Below are 18,494 nucleotides of genomic sequence, written 5' to 3' on the forward strand. Positions count from 1 at the left end.
GCTTCGCCTTGTTAGCCGACGTCGGCTAGGGTGCCGGTGGCGGTGGCGTGGTCCGGCTGGTCGGCCTCCGCGGACTCCTTGAGGACGCGGATCTTCTCGGGGCGGATGCTGTAGATGCCGGGCGTGCCGACGACGCGCTGCGCGGACTCGCCCTCGAGCAGGTTGGAGATGCCGACGAAGGAGGCGACGAAGGGGGTCGCTGGGCGTTCGTAGATCTCGGCGGGGGTGCCGACCTGCTGGATGCGGCCCTGGTCGAAGACGGCGATGCGGTCGCTCATCGTCAGGGCCTCCTGCTGGTCGTGGGTGACGAAGACGAAGGTGATGCCGACCTCGCGCTGGAGCTCCTTGAGCTCGACCTGCATCTGCTCGCGCAGTTTGAGGTCGAGGGCGCCGAGGGGTTCGTCGAGGAGCAGCACGCGGGGGCGGCCGACGAGGGCGCGGGCGAGGGCGACGCGCTGGCGCTGGCCGCCGGAGAGCTGGGCGGGGCGCCGCTTGCCGAAGCCTTCGAGGCGGACCCCGGCGAGGGCCTTGCGGGCGCGGACGAGGCGTTCGGGCTTGGGCACCTTGCGGACCTTGAGGGCGTAGGCGACGTTCTGCTCGACGGTCATGTGCGGGAACAGGGCGTAGTCCTGGAAGACGGTGTGCACGTCCCGCTCGAAGGGAGCGAGGCCGGTGACCTCCTGGCCTGCGAGTTCGATGCGGCCGGCGGTGGGGATCTCGAATCCGGCGATCATGCGCAGGACGGTGGTCTTGCCGGAGCCTGAGGGGCCGAGCATGGAGAAGAACTCGCCGTCCCGGATCTCCAGGTCGATCCCGGCCACGGCGGTCGTCTCCCCGAACGACTTCCGCAGATCCTGCAGCCGGATCGCAATTCCCTCCATGGACGGGAACCTTTCTGGCGTTCTCGTACGTTGCTACGTTGCACGGAAAGATATGAAGTCATAGTTCAAAGCTCAAGAGGCCCTCAGGGTAAAGCTTGAGTCACTGCACCAGGTGGTGGCCGTGAAGCAGCAGCAGATGAACGGCGGCGCCCGCAGAGCCGTCTTCAGCCCGGTGGACAACCGGGCTCGGGTCGACGCGGTCGTCCGGCGCATCGGCGACGCCATCGAGCTCGGCCTGCTCGCCGACGGTGAGCAGCTGCCCGGCGAGAGCGAGCTGGCCGGGCAGCTCGGCGTGTCCACGGTGACCCTGCGCGAGGCGCTGATGGCCCTTCGCCAGCAGGGCCTTGTCACCACCCGCCGGGGCCGCGGCGGCGGCTCATTCGTCTCCCTGCCCGAGATCCCCGGAGAGGAGCGGCTCAAGGTGCGGCTGCGCGGCTGGAGCACCGAGGAGCTGCGCGACCTCGGCGACCACTGGGCCGCCCTGTCCGGTATGGCGGCCCGGCTCGCCGCCGAGCGCACGGAGCCGGACGACCTCGTACAACTGTGGCGGACAGCCGAGGAGTTGACGCAGGCGGTCGATGCGGCCGCCCGCAGTCGCGTCTACGGCCGCTTCCATGTGGAGCTGGCCGCCGCGGCGCAGTCCGCCCGCCTCACCCGGGAACAGATCGCGCTGCAGACCGAGATCGGCGCACTGCTGTGTCTTGTGTTCGGGGACGACGCATATCGTGAAGAGGTGGCGGACCGTCACCGCTCCGTGATCTCGGCCGTGCAGGATGGGGCCCACGAAACGGCCAGGGAACTGGCCGAGCGGTGCGTCCAGGACTCCACGGCGCGGCTCGTCGCGCTGCGCCTGGCCCTGTAGGCGTCGCGACCGGTCCCCGTCCGCTGGAGGGCACCCATGAGCCTCGCGACGGCAGCAGCCGGTACGGCACGCGAGGTCGCGGCAGCGGTCCGCTCCGCCCTGGAGAGCGTTTTCGACGCCGTGGCCGCCACCCGCACCGACACCGCTCAGCTGCTGGCCCGGGTGGCCGCCGAGGGCCGCCGTCCCGCGACCGTCGACCTCGCCGCACTGCGCCCAGGACTCCATCTGCGCCTGGCCCGCAACGAGTTGGTCTCCGGCGTCGGCTTCGTCGCCGCGCCGGGGCTGCTGGCCGACGTACCGGCCTGGCTGGAGTGGTGGCAGAGCGGCTCCGACGGCGATGTACGGCCGCTGCTGCTGGACCTCGATCCCGAGCAGTCGGCGTACGCGGACTACACGCACTGGGCCTGGTTCGCCCTGCCGCGCGACACCGGGGAGCGTGCGGTGGCCGGCCCGTATGTCGACTATCTCTGCTCCGACGAGTACAGCCTCACGCTGTCCGCGCCGGTGGAGATGGCGGGGCGGTTTGCCGGAGTGGCCGCGGCGGACGTGTATCTGCGGCACTTCGAGGCGGCCGTGCTGCCGATGCTGCGCCGACTGCCCGGGCCGGCCCATCTGGTGAACGCCCGCGGGCGGGTGACCGCCTCCGCCGACCCCGCCCATCTCGCGGGATCCCTCACGAAGGGGCCGGATTTCGCCGCCGTACTGCAGCGGGCGCGGCCCGGACGGTTTCGCGGACTGCGGCTGGTCCCCTGCCGGGACATCCCCCTCGTGCTGGTCGTCTCCCCGCGCTGATCCCGGTGGCGGTCAGGCCTCGGGGGCCGGCACCACCCGCAGATGCGCCGCCGCATGCCGGGGCTTGCGGGCCCTGGGGCGGGCGGGGCGGGTCTCCCGCAGCACCAGCGTCATACGTGTGTACCCCAGGCCCTGCAGCGTCCTCGGGGTCTCGTCCACCACGCGGCAGTCGGTGGCGCCCCAGCGCGGATCGGGGTGCGTCAGGGGGCGTACGGCGCCGTCGTGCGCCACGGCCTGTTCGCCGACCGCGCGGATCCAGTGCGGCAGGCCCTGCCGGTAGGCGGCCTCCATGATCGGGTCCTGGGCGATGTCGCGGCGGATGGACTGCAGTCCGTGGTCGTGGCCGTAGCGCTCGACGGCGGCCGCGAAGTGCGCGAGCATGGGCAGGCACCAGCTGGACTCGTGCTCGCCGAGGACCGTGCCCGCGTCGGGGTGGAACAGCACGAATCTGAGGAAGTTGTCGCCGGGCATCGCCGTCGGATGCGGGCCCACCTCACGGAAAAGTGACGCGAAAGCATCGTTCGAGAGAACGACGTCCCAGCGGTGGTCGAGGACGACGGACGGAAAGGGAACGGCCTCCAGGAGGGCGGCGTAGTCCTGCAGATACGCCTGGGCCTCGAGACCCTCGGGGACGGGCCGCGGTGCCGGACGCTGCCCTCCTGCCTGATACGCCATCGGGAGGTCACCCCTCTTGCCTCTGCGGCCTTCACGCGGCGCCTTGATCCTGCGGCCCCGGATCGAGTCGTGTCAACTATCGTGGCATTTCATGCTTGTTGACGGCTGAAATTGGCCACAGTTGTGGCGACACCTGGATGTGAGTTCGAACTACCCGGTAATCTCCGTCGGGTTCACGGCAACCGCTTGTGAGAAGCCTGTGAGAAACGTAGGAGAGCTGTCGGTGACGGATGGCTTCGAGGGGCCGGGCGCCACGGCCACGGCCACGACCGCTGCGCTGCCGGCCGTCGTCGCCCGCGTCACCGCGCTCGCCGACCGGCTCGGCGTGCCGCACGCGGAGGTCTTCGACACCGGCCGCCTGTCCGCCGCCTCGGGGGTCCCTGAACCCGTGGTCAGAGCCCTGCTGAGCGGCCGTCCCGCGGGGGAGCCCGATGTGCAGGAGCGGTTTCTGCAGCGGCTCGACCTGCTGCGGCGCACCCGGCTCAAGCCCAACGGGCGCAAGTACACCCAGCAGGAGATCGCCGACGGCGCGGGCATGTCGCGCCAGCAGGCGGGCGCCCTGATCAACGGCGACAGGCGCCCCACCATGGAGCACTGCGACGCCATCCAGCGCTTCTTCCGAGTGCACGCCGGATTCCTCACGGCAGAGGACCCCGAGGCGCTCACGGGCGCCCTGCAGAGCACGGAGCAGGAACTCCTGCACAAGCTCGCCGAGCGGGAGGCGGCCGCGGCCGCCGACGACCCGCTGGAGCGGCTGCTGCAGGACCACGGTGTCCGCGGCATCGCCTGGCGGGCCGCACAACTGCCCACCGACCAGCACCGCGACAAGGTCGCGGAGTGGCTGGACATGCTCCTGGAGAGCGTCAAGCGGCCCGAGTCGTGAGCCTGGGGAGAGCTGTGGGCATCGGAAGGGACATGCGCCGCCTGTGCGGCGAACTGGTCGCGGAGCTCACCCTTGCCGCACCTGCACCGCCCGAGGAACTGTACGGCGCGCTGTGCGAGGCGATGAGCAGACGGCGCGGCCGGCCGGTGCACTTCCGCACGGCCGCCTTCCCGACCGGCACGGCGAGCGGGCTGTGGCTCGACATGACCGACCAGGACCTCGTCGTGATCGAGGAACGGACCGCGCCGGACCACCAGTTGGTGATCCTCGGCCACGAGCTGTGGCACATGAAGGCCGGCCACTGCGGCCATCACGTCGAGGGCGCCCGGGTCGCGGCCCGCCTGCTCAGCGACGACGCGGACCTGCGGGACACCGTCCGCAAGGTGGCCGCCCGCAGCCGTTTCGACCTCGCCGAGGAGCAGGAGGCCGAGTCCTTCGGCCTGCTGCTGGCCAGCAGGTGCCGTACATGGCTGGCGGGTTCGGGGGTGCGGGGGCCGGTGCAACGCGATCATCTGGCGGGGCGGATCGAGGCGTCGCTGGGGTATCTGGGGCCGCAGGGCTAGCGGCGAATGCGCGGCACGGGTGCGCGCATCACCGGCTACGCGTGCTGTTCCTCACCGGTCGGCGCAGCACGTCCCTGAGGCGCCACCACAGCTTGCGGGCACGCGGGGTCTCGGTGGAGTGGCCGGCGCCGAACCCGATGCCGTCCGCGGTGCGCCCCAGAGGCGTCCCTTCGGGCGAGTACCGCGGTGGCATGTCACGTTGCACTGCGTTCGCTCGCCTCCCTCAGGTCCCGTTCCACCTTGCGGTTGCGGGCCGTGTCCGGCCGGCCCGCGGTGGTGCCCGGCCGCCCCCCGACGAGGAGTTCGCGCCAGTGCTCCCGGCTCCAGTCGGCCGGATGCGTGGTCGCCGTGAACTCCTCGACGAGGGACACGAACCGCGCGGGGTCGCTGTGGAACGGGAAATGGCCGGCCTGTTCGAAGATTTCGAGGCGGCTGCCCGGCATCGCCTCGTGCGCCCCGTACGCGTGCCGCACCGGCACCACGCTGTCCCGGTCGCCCCACAGCAGCATCGTCGGCATGCCCTCGGTGAGATAACACCGGTCGAGCATGGTGACGACCTGGCCACGCCAGTCCACGACCGCGCGCAGGGTGCGGATGAACGCGTTGCGGGAGGTCTCGTCCGGCAGGGCGTCGACGAGGGTGAGCAGTTCGGGCGCGTCCTGGCCGAGATCGGTGTCCAGGAGCTTCATCAGACGTGCCGCCAGCCCCACTTGCAGCCGCATCCCCGGCAACCGCAGGGTGGACAGCATCAGGTGGGCGCCGGGCAGGGAGACCAGCCGCAGCACGGGATTGACCTCGCGTCCCACCCCGCCCGCGCTCACCAGGATGAGCCGCTCGGTGCGTTCGGGGAACTGGTAGGCGAACTGCATGGCCACGCCCCCGCCCAGCGAGTGCCCGACCAGCGTCGCCGACTCGATGCCGAGCGTGGTGAGCAGGTCCCGCACGCCGTTCGCATACGCGGCCACCGAGTAGTCGGCGCGCGGTTTGTCCGAAGCGCCGTGGCCGAGCAGGTCGGGGGCGATCACGGTGTGCGTGCGGGCCAGGTCGGGGATCAACTCGGCCCAGGTCGCGGAGGAGTCGCCGATGCCGTGGATGAGCACCAGCGCCGGGCCCTCGCCGGCCATGCGGAAGGCGCGCCGGTATCCGTGCACCACGCGGTACTGCAACTCGAGTTCTCCGTCGCCCACCGGGCGCAGTCGTACGGCGCGCACCGAGCGCCGTCGTGGGACGTCGACCACGCACTCGCCTCCCCGTTCCAGGGCCGCGCACAAGCGGCCGAAAGCCCTTGTCCTCCAGCGTAGAACTGCTTTCCCACAAGGGATTTCGAGGAGGTTTCGCCTCCGCTAAGCGGGCGAACCGACAGATGCCCGGACCCGATTGTCAGTGGCGGGCGGCAAGCTGGACTTGCACCCCCTTGTGCGGGGTGCGACCGACGATGCCGACGCGGGGAGAGCCGACAGATGCCCACAGCCGTACTGACCGACCGCGAGCGCACTGCCGTACAGGCCTACCTGCGGCTCCTGCACACCGTACGAGCCGCGTTCGACGGTCCTCCCGGCTCCCCGCGACCACCCGTCGTACCGCCCGCCGTGCTCGCCGAGGCGGAGCAGGCGCTGGCGGCCGCGGGACTGGCGGGCAACGAGGAGGAGTTCTTCCGACTGCTGCAGAGCTGGTGCCCGGAGCCGTGACGGCCGGCGGCCGCCGGGCGGGGGTTCAGTGGGTGTGCGGCACGCTGATCGCCGTCGCCACCAGCCCCCGCTGGACGGTCCACCGGCCCTCGAAGCCGCCGAGCCTGCGACCGCCGACCAGCGGGCCGGGGACGAGGAGTTCGGCGCGGAAGCCGCCGTGCAGCCGCTCGTCGGGGTCGACGAAGACCTCGATGTCGGCCTCGCTGAACTCCAGCCACAGTCCGGTGAGGGGGAACCATGCCTTGTAGACCGATTCCTTGGCGCTGAACAGCAGCCGGTCCCAGTGGACCTCGGGGTGCCGCACGGCCAGTCGGCGCAGCCTGGCCGCCTCGGCGGGCAGGGCCACCGCGTCCAGGACGCCCTCCGGGAGCGGCCGGTGGGGTTCGGCGTCGATGCCGACGGAGGCCAGGTCGGTGGCGCGGACCAGGGCGGCGGCGCAGTAGCCGTCGCAGTGGGTCATGCTGCCGACCAGGCCGGGCGGCCAGCCCGGTGCGCCGCGTTCGCCGGGCAGCAGGGGCTGCGCGGGCACGCCGAGCTTCTCCATGGCGCGGCGCGCGCAGGCGCGTACGAGGGCGAACTCGCGGCGGCGCTTGTGCACCGCCTGCGCCACGACCCTGGCCTCCTCGGGGTACAGCGGCGCGGGCTCGCTCCCGTCGTCGCCGTGCACCTCCACGGCCACCACCTGGTCCGGCAGCAGCTCCTCGATCACCGGACCCCGACCTCCTTCGGCAGCACGCGGCGCAGTCTCCCCGGCGGCTGCGGCCGCTTGCGCCATTCGCGGGGGTAGCCGACGGACACCTCCTCGAAGCGGACACCCTCGTGCCAGGTGGTCCGCGGGATGTGGAGATGCCCGTACACCATGGTCTCGACGCGGAAGCGGCGGTGCCAGTCGGCGGTCAGTTCGGTGCCGCACCACATGGCGAACTCCGGGTGCCACAGGACGTCGCAGGGGTGCCGGTCCAGCGGGTAGTGGTTGACCAGGACGGTGGGCAGGTCGGCGGGGAGCGCGGCGAGCCTGACCTCGGTCTCGGCGACCCGGGCCCGGCACCAGGCTTCACGGCTCGGGTAGGGGTCGGGGTGCAGCAGGTACTCGTCGTTGCACACGATGCCGGTGCCGTGCGCGTACTCGAGGCCCTGCTCCTTGGTGGTGCAGCCGGCCGGCAGGAACGAGTAGTCGTAGAGGAGGAAGAGCGGTGCGACAGCCACCGGGCCGCCCTGGCCCTCCCACACCGGGTAGGGGTCCTCGGGTGTCGTCACGCCGAGTTCGCGGCACATGGCGACGAGGTGCTCGTAGCGGGCGACGCCGCGCAGGGTGACGGGGTCCTTCGGATGGGTCCACAGCTCGTGGTTGCCCGGCGCCCAGATCACCTTGCGGAAACGGCTCGCAAGCGTCTTCAGGGCCCAGCGGATGTCGGCCACGTTCTCCGAGACGTCGCCGGCCACGAGCAGCCAGTCGTCGTCCGACTCGGGGCGCATCGCCTCGACCAGGGCACGGTTCTCGGCGTATCCGATGTGCAGATCGCTGATGGCCAGCAGCTGTCCGGCACCACCGGCCGTCGACGTCACCTTTCGCCCCCTCCGTACACGCTGTGCACCCGCGGACTCACGGATGGGACCACGAGAACACATTTCCCGGCTCACCGACAAGGCCGCAAGATCGTTGAATCCGTAACACGTACGTTGCACGCGCGGCCTCCGGGAAGCCGTATGATCGCCCCAACACCACCGCCATGACCTTCCCTTCGTTCAAGGGCGGTTTGGTGACCCTCCATCTCCCCTGCCCGGGCACGGGCTGCTCAGCCGTGCCCGCGAACCGTGAAAGGACGGCCCTGCATGGTCTCTCGCGTACGCGTCTGGCTCAACCGCACGTACGCGGAGAACGTGTTCTTCATGGATCAGCTGCGGCGAAATCCCAGCGATCGCGCCGTGGAGATCCATGCGACGCACGGGGACGCGGACTCGCCCGTGCTGGCCGCCGCCGACACCGCCGAGCTGGAGCCGGAGGGACTGTCCCCGGCCGCGTACGTCGAGTACGCCCTGGACCAGTGCCAGCGGCGCGGTATCGACGTGTTCGTGCCCCGGCTGCAGCAGGCGGCGATCGTGGCGCACCGCGCCGACTTCGAGGCGGTCGGTACGGCGCTGCTGGCGCCGCCTCCGGAGGCGGTGGCCGTCTTCCACGACAAGGTGATCGCGTACGAGGCGGTCCAGGCGATCGGGGTGCCCGTGCCGCCGTGGTGGCGGGTGCGGACCGCGGCCGAACTCGTCGCCGCCGTGGAGGAGTTGGAGGCGGGCGGACACAAGGCGTGCTTCAAGCCCGCGTCCGGCGCGGGCGGAGTGGGCTTCCGTGTGATCACGCGCGCCCCCTTCTCGCTCCTTCATCTCAACGGTTTCCCGGGCCCGCATGTCCCGCTGGATCTGGTCGTGGAGGCGCTGCGGCAGGCCGACGAGCCCGTCGACTGGCTGGTGATGCCGCGTCTGGAGCAGCCGGAGGTGTCGGTGGACTGCCTCACCGGTCCTGACAACCGGGTGCGGCTGGCGATCGGGCGCACCAAGAACGGGCGCCGGCGCGGGTTCACGCTGCACGAGCAGTGGCTGGAGCCGGCGCGGCGGATCGCGGAGGGGTTCGGGCTGCACTATCTGTCCAACATCCAGTTCCGGATGTTCGGCGACGAGCCGGTGTTGATGGACGTCAACACGCGGCCCGCGGGCGGCCTGCACCAGCTGTCGCTGTGCGGGGTCAACGCCCCTTGGGCGGCTGTGCAGTTGGCTCTCGGGGAGGACCCGGGGGAGATGGCTCCACCGTTCCTGGGGCAGGACTACACGGTGGTGTCGGGTCCGCGGCCGCTGCGGGCGGTTTCGCTGCCGCAGCAGAGGGTCGAGGCGGAGCCTCTGTTGCCGGCCGTGCCTGCACCTGTCGACTCCGTCGAGGTTTCGGCTCAGGTCCTGCCGCTCTAGATCGGCACCTTGGAAGAAGCTCACCGGTATGGACCAATTCCGCGTCAGGTATTGACAGCGAGATTGGTCCATACCAACTTGTGTTGCGCAGTTCTCTGCATCCCTGTGCACTCCCGAACACCCCCATTCCCCAGGGAGATCGCGTGCGCAACACACTCGGACGTCACAGACGTCGGCTTCTTGCTCTGCTCGGCTCCGCTGCTCTCGCGCTCGCCGGAGCCATCGCTCTTCCCGGTACGGCCCAAGCGGCCAACATCCTGACCAATCCCGGCTTCGAGTCGGGCAGCCTCTCCCCCTGGACCTGCACCGGCAACCTCGGTTCGGTCGTCTCCTCACCCGTGCACGGCGGCTCCAAGGCACTGCAGGGGGCGGTGACCGACAGCGACAACGCTCAGTGCACCCAGACCGTCTCCGTGCAGCCCAACACGACGTACAACCTCACCGGTTGGGTGCGTGGCAGTTACGTCTACCTGGGCGTGACCGGCGGCGCGTCGAACTGGACGACGTCCCCGTCGGCGTACAGCCAGCTGTCCGTCTCGTTCACCACGGGCGCCTCGCAGACCAGCGCCACGATCTACGTCCACGGCTGGTACGCCCAAGGCACCTACTACGCCGACGACATCAGCCTCGACGGCCCCGGCGGCGGGGGCGGCGGCTCGGACACCCAGGCGCCGACCGCGCCGACCGGGCTGACCTCCACCGGCAAGACCTCGTCGAGCGTGTCGCTGCAGTGGAACGCCTCGACGGACAACGTCGGCGTCACGGCGTACGACATCTACAGCGGCTCGAACAACGTCCTCAGCGTCTCCGGTACGACCGCCACGGTCAGCGGGCTCTCGCCGAGCACGTCGTACACCTTCACCGTCAAGGCGCGGGACGCGGCCGGGAACACCTCCGGGGCCTCCAACTCCGTCTCCGTCACCACGGATGCGGGCGGCGGTGGCGGCACCGGATTCAAGCAGGCCGCGCCCTATCTGTACGAGGGCTGGGGCGACCCGCCGAGCCCCTCGACGGTGATGAGCGCGACCGGCATCAAGTGGTTCACGATGGCCTTCGTGCTGGACTCCGGCGGCTGCACGCCGGCCTGGGACGGCAGCCGGCCACTGACCGGCGGGGCCGACCAGTCCACGATCAACGCCATCCGCTCGGCCGGCGGTGACATCGTGCCGTCGTTCGGCGGCTGGCAGGGCAGCAAGCTCGGCGCCAACTGCTCCTCCGCGAGCGCGCTCGCCGGGGCCCTGCAGAAGGTGATCGACGCGTACTCGCTCAAGGCGATCGACATGGACATCGAGAACTCCGACGAGTTCGAGAACGAGGCCGTCCAGGCGAAGATCCTCACCGCCCTGAAGACGGTCAAGGCCAACAACCCCGGCCTGAAGACCATCGTCACCTTCGGCACCTCGACGACCGGCCCGACGTACTACGGCAACCGGCTCATCGAGCAGGCGCAGTCGCTCGGCGCGAACATCGACGTCTTCACGATCATGCCGTTCGACTTCGGTGGCGGCTCCGACATGTACGGCAACACCGTCAACGCGGCGGAGGGCCTGAAGGCCAAGCTGAAGTCGACCTTCGGCTGGGACGACGCCACCGCCTACTCCCACATCGGCATCTCCGGCATGAACGGCCTGTCCGACCAGCAGGAGACCACGACCCCGGCGATCTGGACCCAGATCAAGGACTGGGCCAACAGCCACCACATCGCCCGGCTCGCCTTCTGGTCCGTCAACCGCGACCGGCCGTGCCCCGGCGGCGGCGTGGTGAGCAACTGCTCGGGCATCAGCCAGAACAACTGGCAGTTCACCTCCATCACGGCCGGGTTCACCGGCTGAGGAGCAATTGAGGAGGCTGGAAGAAGGGCTGGCGCCCCGGCCCCCGCGGCGGGAAGAATCTTGTCCCGCCGCGGGGGCCTTCTCGTGGTTCGACGTGACGGGAATCGGGGGCGGCGCAGGCGTGAGGACGAGGATCGCGGCCGCCTGGTGTCTGTTACTCCTCCTCACGCTCGGCCTCGCCGCGTGCGGCGGGGTGCCCCGCGAGTCGGGCTCGGGGGCGGGGCTCGGCCAGGCCGCCTTGGAGGCCTCGATCCGCAACGACCGCAAACACCTCTTCGACGGGTCTCTCACCTACACCCCGGACATCTCGATGTCCGTGGGCGGCCGGCTGACCTATGCCGTCGTCCTCACCGCGCGCGGCGAGAAGTCGTCGCGCCGCGCCGCGCAGGCCGCACTGGAGACCCGGGTCCTCCGGGTGGGCGGATGGCAGGGCGCCGGGCTGTCGGCGGACGACCCGGAGGTGAAGACGGTGTTGCACGGCCCGGAGAAGCAGCCCATCGTCGCGCCGGGCGAGAACGCCCAGTGGCAGTGGAGCGTGTCGGCAGACGAGCCTGGCGACTACGACCTCGCTCTCACCGTCATCACCTACCAGGGCAATACGAACCGTGCCCTGGAGACCCTCGACCCACCGATCAGCGTCCATCTGAAGGTGTACAACACCTGGTCGCACCGCTTCTCCGCGATGCGGAACTGGCTCTACACGGCGGCGGGCATCGCGGGGGCCCTCGTCGGTATCTACGCGCTCCGGGCTCCCCTGACCGAACTCGTACAAGGACGGCGGGAAGCCCGGAAGCAGCAGCGCGACGAGAACCGGGACGGCTATATGTGAGCGGGGCTCAGAAACGGCCCGAGCCCCGGTACAGCTCCAGCTCCCCCTCCAACTCGACGGCGAGCACGGTCGCATACGGATCGAGGTCGGCCTCGGTCGGCGGGTCGATCCACAGCACGCCCACCGCGTCGTGCAGACCGCCGACCACCCGGTGACCGAGTTCCGTGCCGGTGCCGAGGACGGTGACCCTGCGGACCTCCGTCGCCAGGCCCCGGACGCCGGTCTCGGCGCGGGGGATGTCGAACAGGGTGAGGTAGAGGGTGCGGCGGTCGGCGGAGAGGGTGCTGGGGCCGTAGTGGTGCCCGGCCGGGAGGCCGCGCACCGTTCCGTACACCGCCGCCGCGTGCCTGCGGATCCACTCCCCCAGCCCTTCCAGCCGTTCGACCTGCGGCTGCGGGATGGTGCCGTCCTCCATCGGGCCGACGTCCAGCAGGAGATTCCCGCCGCCGCCGATCGTCTCCGTGAAGTAGCGGATCAGCTGGGCGAGCGACTTGTGGTTGTGGTCGTGGTGCTGGTAACCCCACGAGTCGTTGATCGTCAGGCACAGCTCCCAGGGGCCGTCCGGCGGCACGATGGGGGCGCCCTGCTCCGGCGTCGCGTAGTCGCCCTCGCTGAGCATGCGGGCGTTGAAGACGACGTCGGGGACGTACGAGCGGATGAGTGCGGCGAGTTCGGGGATGCGCCACTGCTCCTCGCTGCGGTCCCACTCGCCGTCGAACCACATCAGGTCGGGGCGGTAGCGGGAGGCCAGCTCGCGGATCTGGCCGTCGCGGTAGGCGATGAACCGCTCCCAGGCGTCCAGGTCCTCGTCCTCGGCGGCGACCTCCGAGTAGCGGTTGTCCTCCTGTTCCGGCGGGCGGCCCGGCTTGCGCGTGGAGGCGTAGTCGGGGTGGTTCCAGTCGGAGTGGGAGTAGTAGAAGCCGACCTTGAGTTCCTTCTCGCGCAGGGCCTCGGCGTAGGGGCCGAGGTAGTCCTTGCCGAGGCCCAGGTCGCCGAACTCCGTGTCCCACAGGGCCACGCCGTCGTGGTGACGGGAGGTCAGGACCGCGTACTTCGCCCCGGCGCGGGCGAACAGGTCCGCCCACGCCTTCGGGTCGTACCTGGCGCCGGTGAAGCGCTCCAGCTGGGACATGTACCGGTCGTGCGGCACGATGTCGTCGTAGAACGACCAGGACTCCTGGACGCCGTCGACGGCGTAGATGCCCCAGTGGATGAAGATCCCCAGCTTGGCGTCGGTGAACCAGGGCTGCATGGCCATGCGTCAGCCCCTCCGCAGCCGGAGCGTCAGGATCTGGAAGGGGCGCAGCGAGACCGGGACGGCTCCCTCGACGAGCTCCGCGTCCTGCAGCGGGCGCTCCAGCAGGTCGGTGACCTGGGCGCCGGCCAGCGGGAAGCCGGTGCGCAGGACGCCCTGGGCGCGGCCGCCGCGGGACTCGTAGAGCCGGACGACCACGTCGCCGGACTCGTCGTCGGCCAGCTTCACGGCCTCGACCGTCACACCCTCGCCGTCCACCGAGACGACCGGCTCCGGCGCGCCCGCCGAATCCGCCACCCGGAGGGGGAGGTTGAGGGCGTAGCCCTCCGCGACCGCGTCCTCGATGCTCGCTCCGGGCAGGAGGGAGTAGACGAAGCGGTGGCGGCCCTGGTCGGCCTCCGGGTCCGGGATGCGCGGGGCTCGGACCAGGCTGAGGCTGACGCGGGTCGTCGTACCGCCGTCCTCGCGGACCGTGCGGGAGACGTCGTGGCCGTAGGTCGAGTCGTTGATGACGGCGACGCCGTAGCCGGGCTCGGCGATGTGCACCCAGCGGTGGCCGGAGACCTCGAAACGGGCCGCCTCCCAGCTGGTGTTGGTGTGCGTGGGCCGCTGGATGTGGCCGAACTGGATCTCGGCGGAGGAGTGCGGGGCGCGGATGTCCACCGGGAAGCCGGCCTTGAGGATCTTCTCGGCCTCGTGCCAGTCGATGTCGGTCTCGAAGTCGATACGAGGACTTCCGGCGCGCAGGGTGATCGTCTGGGTGAGCCTGGATCCCTTGCCGAAGCTGCGCTCCACGCGGATCGCGCCGAGCAGCGGGTCCTGTTCGACGACCGTGACCGAGTCGGCGTCCAGCAGGTCCGTGTAGCGGTTCTTGTAGTGCTTGTCGATGTCCCAGGCGTCCCAGTAGTTCGGGAGGTCGGTGTGCAGACGCAGCAGGTTGCCCTGGTCGGCGAGGACCTCGCGGTCGGCCCGCAGATCCCGTACGGACGCCAGCGTGCCGTCCTCGGCCACCTCGACGCGGACCAGGCCGTTGTCGAGGACCCGTCCGGCCACCGTCACCGGCTGCGGCGGCTCGGCGGCCGCGAGCGGAGCGCTGCCGCTCGCCGGCACCTCGACGTACGCCGGGACGCCCTCGGCCGTGCGCACGACCTCGGCCCGGTCGAAGGGGCTGGTGTTGAAGACCCGTGCCGCGCCGCCGCCCAGCGCGGCGACCGCCTCGGCCGTCAGCTCCTCCAACTCCTTTGCCACACGGGCGTATTCGGCCTCCGCCTCGCGGTGCACCCAGGCGATCGAGGAGCCCGGCAGGATGTCGTGGAACTGGTGGAGCAGGACCGTCTTCCACAGCCGGTCCAGCTTCTCGTACGGGTAGGAGTAGCCCGGCGCGTGCAGTGCGGCCGTCGTCGACCACAACTCGGCCTCGCGGAGCTTGTGTTCGCTGCGGCGGTTGCCCTGCTTGGTGCGGGCCTGGGAGGTGTAGGTGGCGCGGTGCAGCTCCAGGTAGAGCTCGCCGTTCCAGACCGGGGCGTCCGGGTACTCCTCGCGGGCCTTGGCGAAGAACTCGTCCGGGTGCTCGACGACGACCTTCGGCGAGCCCTCCAGGTCGGCGAGCCTGCGCGCGCGTTCCATGATCTCGCGGGTGGGACCGCCACCGCCGTCGCCCCAGCCGAAGGGGGCCAGGGAGCGCGTACCGGCGCCCTTCTCGGCGTAGTTGCGGACCGCGCGGTCCATCTCCTCGCCGCTGAAGCGGGCGTTGTAGGTGTCGACCGGCGGGAAGTGGGTGAAGATGCGGGTGCCGTCGATGCCCTCCCACCAGAAGGTGTGGTGGGGGAACTTGTTGGTCTGGTTCCAGGAGATCTTCTGGGTCAGGAACCACTCGTTGCCGGCGAGCTTGGCGAGCTGCGGGTAGGCCGCGTTGTACCCGAAGGAGTCCGGCAGCCAGACGCCCTTGGTCTCGATGCCGAAGTGCTCGATGAAGAACCGCTTGCCGTGGACGAGCTGGCGGGCGATCGCCTCGCCGCCGGGCAGGTTGCCGTCGGACTCGACCCACATGCCGCCGACCGGCGCCCACTGGCCCTTCTTCACGGACTCCTGGATGCGCGCCCAGACCTTGGGGTAGTTGTCGCGCACCCACTCGTACTGCTGGGCCTGGGAGCAGGCGAAGATGAAGTCGTCGTACTCGTCGGCGAGCGCGGTGACGTTGGAGAAGGTGCGGGACGTCTTGCGCTTGGTCTCACGGATGGGCCACAGCCAGGCGGAGTCGATGTGCGCGTGTCCGACACCGGAGACGGTGTGGGCACTGGCGTGCGCGGGCTTGGCGAGGACGGGCGCGAGCACCTCCCGGACGGCGGCGGCGCTGCCCGCGACGTCGTCCAGGTCCAGGACGTCCATGGCCCGGTCCAGGGCGTGCAGGATCTCGTGGCGGCGCGGCTCGTGCTCGCCGAGGTGGACCATGAGCTCGCGCAGCACCTGGAAGTCGAGGTCGAGGTGGAAGACCTCCTCGTCGAGGACGGCGAGGTCGGCGCGCCGGAAGGTGTACAGCGGCTTGTCGCCCGCCGTCAGGACGTCCCCCAGAGGGGTGGGCTCGGCGAAGTTGTTCGCCAGGATGTCCGGGTTCGAGGCCGCCTCGACCAGGTAGTCGATCTCCTCGCCGCCCGTGGCCGGGTTGGCGATCGGCACGTACTGGTTGAGCGGGTTGACCGCCTTCAGCGGCGTCCCGTCGGTGAGGTGCACCAGCGCCTCGGCCTGGTTGCCCGGCCAGTCGCCGACGAAGCCGAGGTCGATGACCGTCTCGACGCGCCTACCGGCCCAGTCGGCGGGCACCTGCCCGCGCATCCGGAACCAGGTCGTGCCCCAGGGCGGGCCCCACGGGGTGCCCATCGCGAAGGGCTCGTACGCGGCTGCCGCGGCCTCCTCGAAGGGGACCGGCTCGCCCGGCGCCTGCCAGGCCTCGACCGTCAGGGGGACGGTGGCCGCGTAGATCGCGGTCTTGATGCGCTGGTTGTGGAGGCGCTCGGCGCGCTCCTCGATCCGGCGGCGTTCGTCGTGCATGAGAGGTCTCCAGAGAGAGGGCGGCGAGGGCGCAAGGTGCGAGAAAGCGCTTTCCGCCGGGAGCTTACTTCAGGTAGGAAAGGCCCGGGTGAACATCCGTGTACCCCTCGACCAGCCGTCGGGCCACGTTCACGGAGTCGACCAGCGGATGCAGCGCGAAGGCCTTCACGGCCGTGGTGCGGGAGCCGGACTCGGCGGCGGCGAGGACCTCGCGCTCGACGGCCTTCACGGCGCAGACCAGGCCGGTGGCGTGCTCGGGCAGCGGGGCGACGGCGACCGGGTGCGCGCCGTTGGCGTCGACCAGGCAGGGGACCTCGATGACGGCCTCGGTGTCGAGCACCGAGAGGGTGCTGCGGTTGCGGACGTTGAGGATCAGGGTGGTGCGTTCGTCGCGGGCGATGGCCCGCATCAGGGCGAGGGCGACCTTCTCGTAGCCGCCGGAGAGGTCGTCGGCGTCGCGTTCGCCGGCGCCGGCACTCTCGCGGTTCTCGGCCATGTACGTCGCCTCGCGCTCGGCGCGCGTGCGGTCCCAGGCGGCGAGGGCGTGGGCGCCGGGGTCGCGCATCTCCTCGTAGAAGTGGGCCTGCTGGTCGCGCAGGAAGGCGCCGCGGGTCTTCTCGGCCTGCTGGTAGGCGCGGACGGCCTCGCGGTTGAAGTAGTAGTAGTGCAGGTATTCGTTCGGGATCGCGCCGAGGGACTGCAGCCAGTCGACGCCGAAGAGCTTGCCCTCCTCGAAGGAGCCGAGCAGGTCGGGGTCGGCGAGCAGCCGCGGCAGCTCGTCGCGGCCCGCGATGTGCAGGCCGCGCACCCAGCCGAGGTGGTTGAGGCCGACGTAGTCGATCCAGGCCTCCTTCGGGTTCCCGCCGAGCACCCGGGCGATACGGCGGCCGAGGCCGACCGGCGAGTCGCAGATGCCGATGACGCGGTCGCCGAGGTGGCGGGACATGGCCTCGGTGACCAGGCCGGCCGGGTTGGTGAAGTTGATGACCCAGGCGTCCGGGGCGAGCCGGGCCACCCGCCGGGCGATGTCGACGGCGACGGGGACCGTGCGCAGGCCGTAGGCGATGCCGCCGGCGCCGACCGTCTCCTGGCCGAGGACGCCCTCGGCCAGGGCGACGCGTTCGTCGTTCGCCCTGCCCTCCAGGCCCCCGACGCGGATCGCGGAGAAGACGAAGTCGGCGCCGCGCAGGGCCTCGTCCAGGTCGGTCGTGGCCGTCACCGTCGGCGCGTCCTCGACGGGGGCGGCCTGCTCGGCGAGGACGCGGGTCACCGCGGACAGCCGGCCCGCGTCCAGGTCGTGCAGGACGACCTCGGTGACCCTGCCCTCGCCGCGGTCGCCCAGCAGGGCCCCGTACACGAGCGGCACGCGGAACCCTCCGCCGCCCAGAATCGTCAGCTTCACCCTTGCACCTTTCCTGCCACGACCACCTCGACGCCCGCCTCCTCCAGGGAGGAGCGGGTCGCCGGGTCGACCGGGGCGTTCGTCACCACCACGTCCAGGTCCTGGGGACCGCAGACCTTCGCCATGCCCGTGCCCGGGAACTTCGCCTGGTCGGCGAGGAGGACGACCTTGTCGCTCGCCTTGATCATGGCGCGCTTGACCGGCACCTCGACGACCGTCGTGTCCATCACCTGCCCGCCCGGACGCACTCCACTGGTGCCGAGGAAGAGCCAGTCGGCGTGCAGCTGGCGCAGGTTGTCCTCGGTGAGGAAGCCGACCAGGGAGCGGTACTCGCGGCGGACCATGCCGCCGAGCAGCACCAGCTCGATGCCCTCGTCGTCGGCGAGCTCCTCGTAGACCACCAGATTGCTGGTGATCACCGTGAGGCGGCGGCCGTGCAGCTGACGGGCGAGCCGGAAGGCGGTGGTGCCGATGTCGAGCAGCACCGACTGGCCGTCGGCGACCATCGCGGCGGCCCGCGCGGCTATGGCGTCCTTCTCGGACACCCGCACCTCGGCGACCTCGGCGAAGGGCTGGTCGCCCTCCTCCACGACGGCGCCGCCGTGCACACGGGTGAGCAGGCCGTCCTCCTCCAGCTTGACCAGGTCGCGCCTGATCGTGGCGGGGCTCACACCCAGCTGCTCGGAGAGGTCGGTCACAGCCGCGGGCCCGCCGGAGCGCAGGGCCCGCAGGATGAGTTGGTGTCGTCGTTCTGCCAGCACGGCGTGAACACTACTCGTCATCTTCAATCAAATCCATGCTCAGTTCTGCTCGGGTATTGACCAATCTC

The 18,494-nt window shown here is 70.8% G+C and carries 16 protein-coding genes and 1 pseudogene; 8 read left to right on the forward strand and 9 right to left on the reverse strand.

The features are described from left to right. Positions 1 to 17 precede the first annotated feature (17 nt). Positions 18 to 881, reverse strand: a pseudogene (locus AB0N07_RS22910) (ABC transporter ATP-binding protein); the annotation flags it as partial. 121 nt (positions 882 to 1,002) lie between these two features. Here AB0N07_RS22910 and AB0N07_RS22915 point away from each other — a divergent pair. Further along, positions 1,003 to 1,743: a GntR family transcriptional regulator gene (locus AB0N07_RS22915; protein ID WP_365837833.1), complete on the forward strand. Its 741-nt coding sequence runs from the start codon at positions 1,003 to 1,005 to the stop codon at positions 1,741 to 1,743. Between the two features lie 36 nt (positions 1,744 to 1,779). Further along, on the forward strand, positions 1,780 to 2,535 hold the full coding sequence (locus AB0N07_RS22920; RefSeq protein ID WP_365837835.1) for a cache domain-containing protein: 756 nt from the start codon (positions 1,780 to 1,782) through the stop codon (positions 2,533 to 2,535). A gap of 12 nt (positions 2,536 to 2,547) precedes the next feature. Here the strand turns inward: AB0N07_RS22920 and AB0N07_RS22925 are convergent, their stop codons facing one another. Next, a complete protein-coding gene (locus AB0N07_RS22925; RefSeq protein WP_365837837.1) occupies positions 2,548 to 3,210 on the reverse strand; it encodes a hypothetical protein in 663 nt (220 codons plus the stop codon). 223 nt (positions 3,211 to 3,433) lie between these two features. Between AB0N07_RS22925 and AB0N07_RS22930 the strand changes: the two genes are divergently transcribed. Then, positions 3,434 to 4,093 (forward strand): helix-turn-helix transcriptional regulator, encoded by a 660-nt coding sequence (locus AB0N07_RS22930; protein ID WP_365837839.1) that lies wholly within the window; start codon positions 3,434 to 3,436, stop codon positions 4,091 to 4,093. A 32-nt stretch (positions 4,094 to 4,125) separates the two neighbouring features. Then, the gene (locus AB0N07_RS22935) at positions 4,126 to 4,656 is read left to right on the forward strand and encodes a toxin-antitoxin system, toxin component (protein WP_365837890.1); all 531 of its coding nucleotides are present in this window, start codon (positions 4,126 to 4,128) and stop codon (positions 4,654 to 4,656) included. Between the two features lie 194 nt (positions 4,657 to 4,850). Here AB0N07_RS22935 and AB0N07_RS22940 read toward each other — a convergent pair whose 3' ends face one another. Beyond that, positions 4,851 to 5,894, reverse strand: coding sequence for an alpha/beta fold hydrolase (locus AB0N07_RS22940; protein WP_365837841.1), 1,044 nt, complete (start codon positions 5,892 to 5,894; stop codon positions 4,851 to 4,853). 222 nt (positions 5,895 to 6,116) lie between these two features. Here AB0N07_RS22940 and AB0N07_RS22945 point away from each other — a divergent pair, with 222 nt between their 5' ends. Then, positions 6,117 to 6,344, forward strand: a complete 228-nt coding sequence (locus AB0N07_RS22945) for a hypothetical protein (protein WP_099932627.1) — start codon at positions 6,117 to 6,119, stop codon at positions 6,342 to 6,344. Positions 6,345 to 6,369: 25 nt separating this feature from the next. Here AB0N07_RS22945 and AB0N07_RS22950 read toward each other — a convergent pair whose 3' ends face one another. Both AB0N07_RS22950 and AB0N07_RS22955 read right to left on the reverse strand, forming a co-directional pair. Next, positions 6,370 to 7,053, reverse strand: a complete 684-nt coding sequence (locus tag AB0N07_RS22950) for a 4'-phosphopantetheinyl transferase superfamily protein (protein ID WP_365837844.1) — start codon at positions 7,051 to 7,053, stop codon at positions 6,370 to 6,372. Then, positions 7,050 to 7,910 carry a metallophosphoesterase gene (locus AB0N07_RS22955; protein WP_365837846.1) on the reverse strand — a complete coding sequence of 287 codons (861 nt, stop codon included), beginning with the start codon at positions 7,908 to 7,910 and terminating at the stop codon, positions 7,050 to 7,052. The genes AB0N07_RS22950 and AB0N07_RS22955 overlap by 4 nt, the downstream gene beginning before the upstream one ends. A gap of 267 nt (positions 7,911 to 8,177) precedes the next feature. Here AB0N07_RS22955 and AB0N07_RS22960 point away from each other — a divergent pair, with 267 nt between their 5' ends. The 3 genes from AB0N07_RS22960 (at position 8,178) to AB0N07_RS22970 (ending at position 11,960) form a co-directional block, all read left to right on the forward strand. After that, on the forward strand, positions 8,178 to 9,299 hold the full coding sequence (locus AB0N07_RS22960) for an ATP-grasp domain-containing protein (protein ID WP_365837848.1): 1,122 nt from the start codon (positions 8,178 to 8,180) through the stop codon (positions 9,297 to 9,299). A 143-nt stretch (positions 9,300 to 9,442) separates the two neighbouring features. Beyond that, complete coding sequence (locus tag AB0N07_RS22965; protein WP_365837850.1) at positions 9,443 to 11,131, forward strand: carbohydrate binding domain-containing protein; 1,689 nt, start codon at positions 9,443 to 9,445, stop codon at positions 11,129 to 11,131. A 121-nt stretch (positions 11,132 to 11,252) separates the two neighbouring features. Beyond that, the gene (locus AB0N07_RS22970; RefSeq protein WP_365837852.1) at positions 11,253 to 11,960 is read left to right on the forward strand and encodes a hypothetical protein; all 708 of its coding nucleotides are present in this window, start codon (positions 11,253 to 11,255) and stop codon (positions 11,958 to 11,960) included. A 7-nt stretch (positions 11,961 to 11,967) separates the two neighbouring features. Here AB0N07_RS22970 and AB0N07_RS22975 read toward each other — a convergent pair whose 3' ends face one another. The 4 genes from AB0N07_RS22975 to AB0N07_RS22990 all read right to left on the reverse strand — a co-directional run bounded on the left by AB0N07_RS22975 (position 11,968) and on the right by AB0N07_RS22990 (position 18,426). Beyond that, positions 11,968 to 13,218, reverse strand: coding sequence for an alpha-L-fucosidase (locus tag AB0N07_RS22975; RefSeq protein WP_365837854.1), 1,251 nt, complete (start codon positions 13,216 to 13,218; stop codon positions 11,968 to 11,970). Positions 13,219 to 13,221: 3 nt separating this feature from the next. After that, complete coding sequence (locus AB0N07_RS22980; RefSeq protein WP_365837856.1) at positions 13,222 to 16,263, reverse strand: glycoside hydrolase family 38 C-terminal domain-containing protein; 3,042 nt, start codon at positions 16,261 to 16,263, stop codon at positions 13,222 to 13,224. Positions 16,264 to 16,327: 64 nt separating this feature from the next. Next, positions 16,328 to 17,665 (reverse strand): 6-phospho-beta-glucosidase, encoded by a 1,338-nt coding sequence (locus AB0N07_RS22985; RefSeq protein WP_365837859.1) that lies wholly within the window; start codon positions 17,663 to 17,665, stop codon positions 16,328 to 16,330. Then, positions 17,662 to 18,426 (reverse strand): DeoR/GlpR family DNA-binding transcription regulator, encoded by a 765-nt coding sequence (locus tag AB0N07_RS22990; RefSeq protein ID WP_365837892.1) that lies wholly within the window; start codon positions 18,424 to 18,426, stop codon positions 17,662 to 17,664. The genes AB0N07_RS22985 and AB0N07_RS22990 overlap by 4 nt, the downstream gene beginning before the upstream one ends. Between the last annotated feature and the right edge of the window lie 68 nt (positions 18,427 to 18,494).

It is taken from the genome of Streptomyces sp. NPDC051172, from assembly GCF_040682555.1.
Classification (GTDB): domain Bacteria; phylum Actinomycetota; class Actinomycetes; order Streptomycetales; family Streptomycetaceae; genus Streptomyces.

Excerpts from the sequence above, each read along its gene's own strand:
- AB0N07_RS22960 (WP_365837848.1), top strand. The coding sequence starts at position 8,178 with ATGGTCTCTCGCGTACGCGTCTGGCTCAACCGCACGTACGCGGAGAAC.
- AB0N07_RS22945 (WP_099932627.1), top strand. The coding sequence starts at position 6,117 with ATGCCCACAGCCGTACTGACCGACCGCGAGCGCACTGCCGTACAGGCC.
- AB0N07_RS22925 (WP_365837837.1), bottom strand. The coding sequence starts at position 3,210 with ATGGCGTATCAGGCAGGAGGGCAGCGTCCGGCACCGCGGCCCGTCCCC.
- AB0N07_RS22980 (WP_365837856.1), bottom strand. The coding sequence starts at position 16,263 with ATGCACGACGAACGCCGCCGGATCGAGGAGCGCGCCGAGCGCCTCCAC.
- AB0N07_RS22920 (WP_365837835.1), top strand. The coding sequence starts at position 1,780 with ATGAGCCTCGCGACGGCAGCAGCCGGTACGGCACGCGAGGTCGCGGCA.
- AB0N07_RS22935 (WP_365837890.1), top strand. The coding sequence starts at position 4,126 with ATGCGCCGCCTGTGCGGCGAACTGGTCGCGGAGCTCACCCTTGCCGCA.
- AB0N07_RS22975 (WP_365837854.1), bottom strand. The coding sequence starts at position 13,218 with ATGGCCATGCAGCCCTGGTTCACCGACGCCAAGCTGGGGATCTTCATC.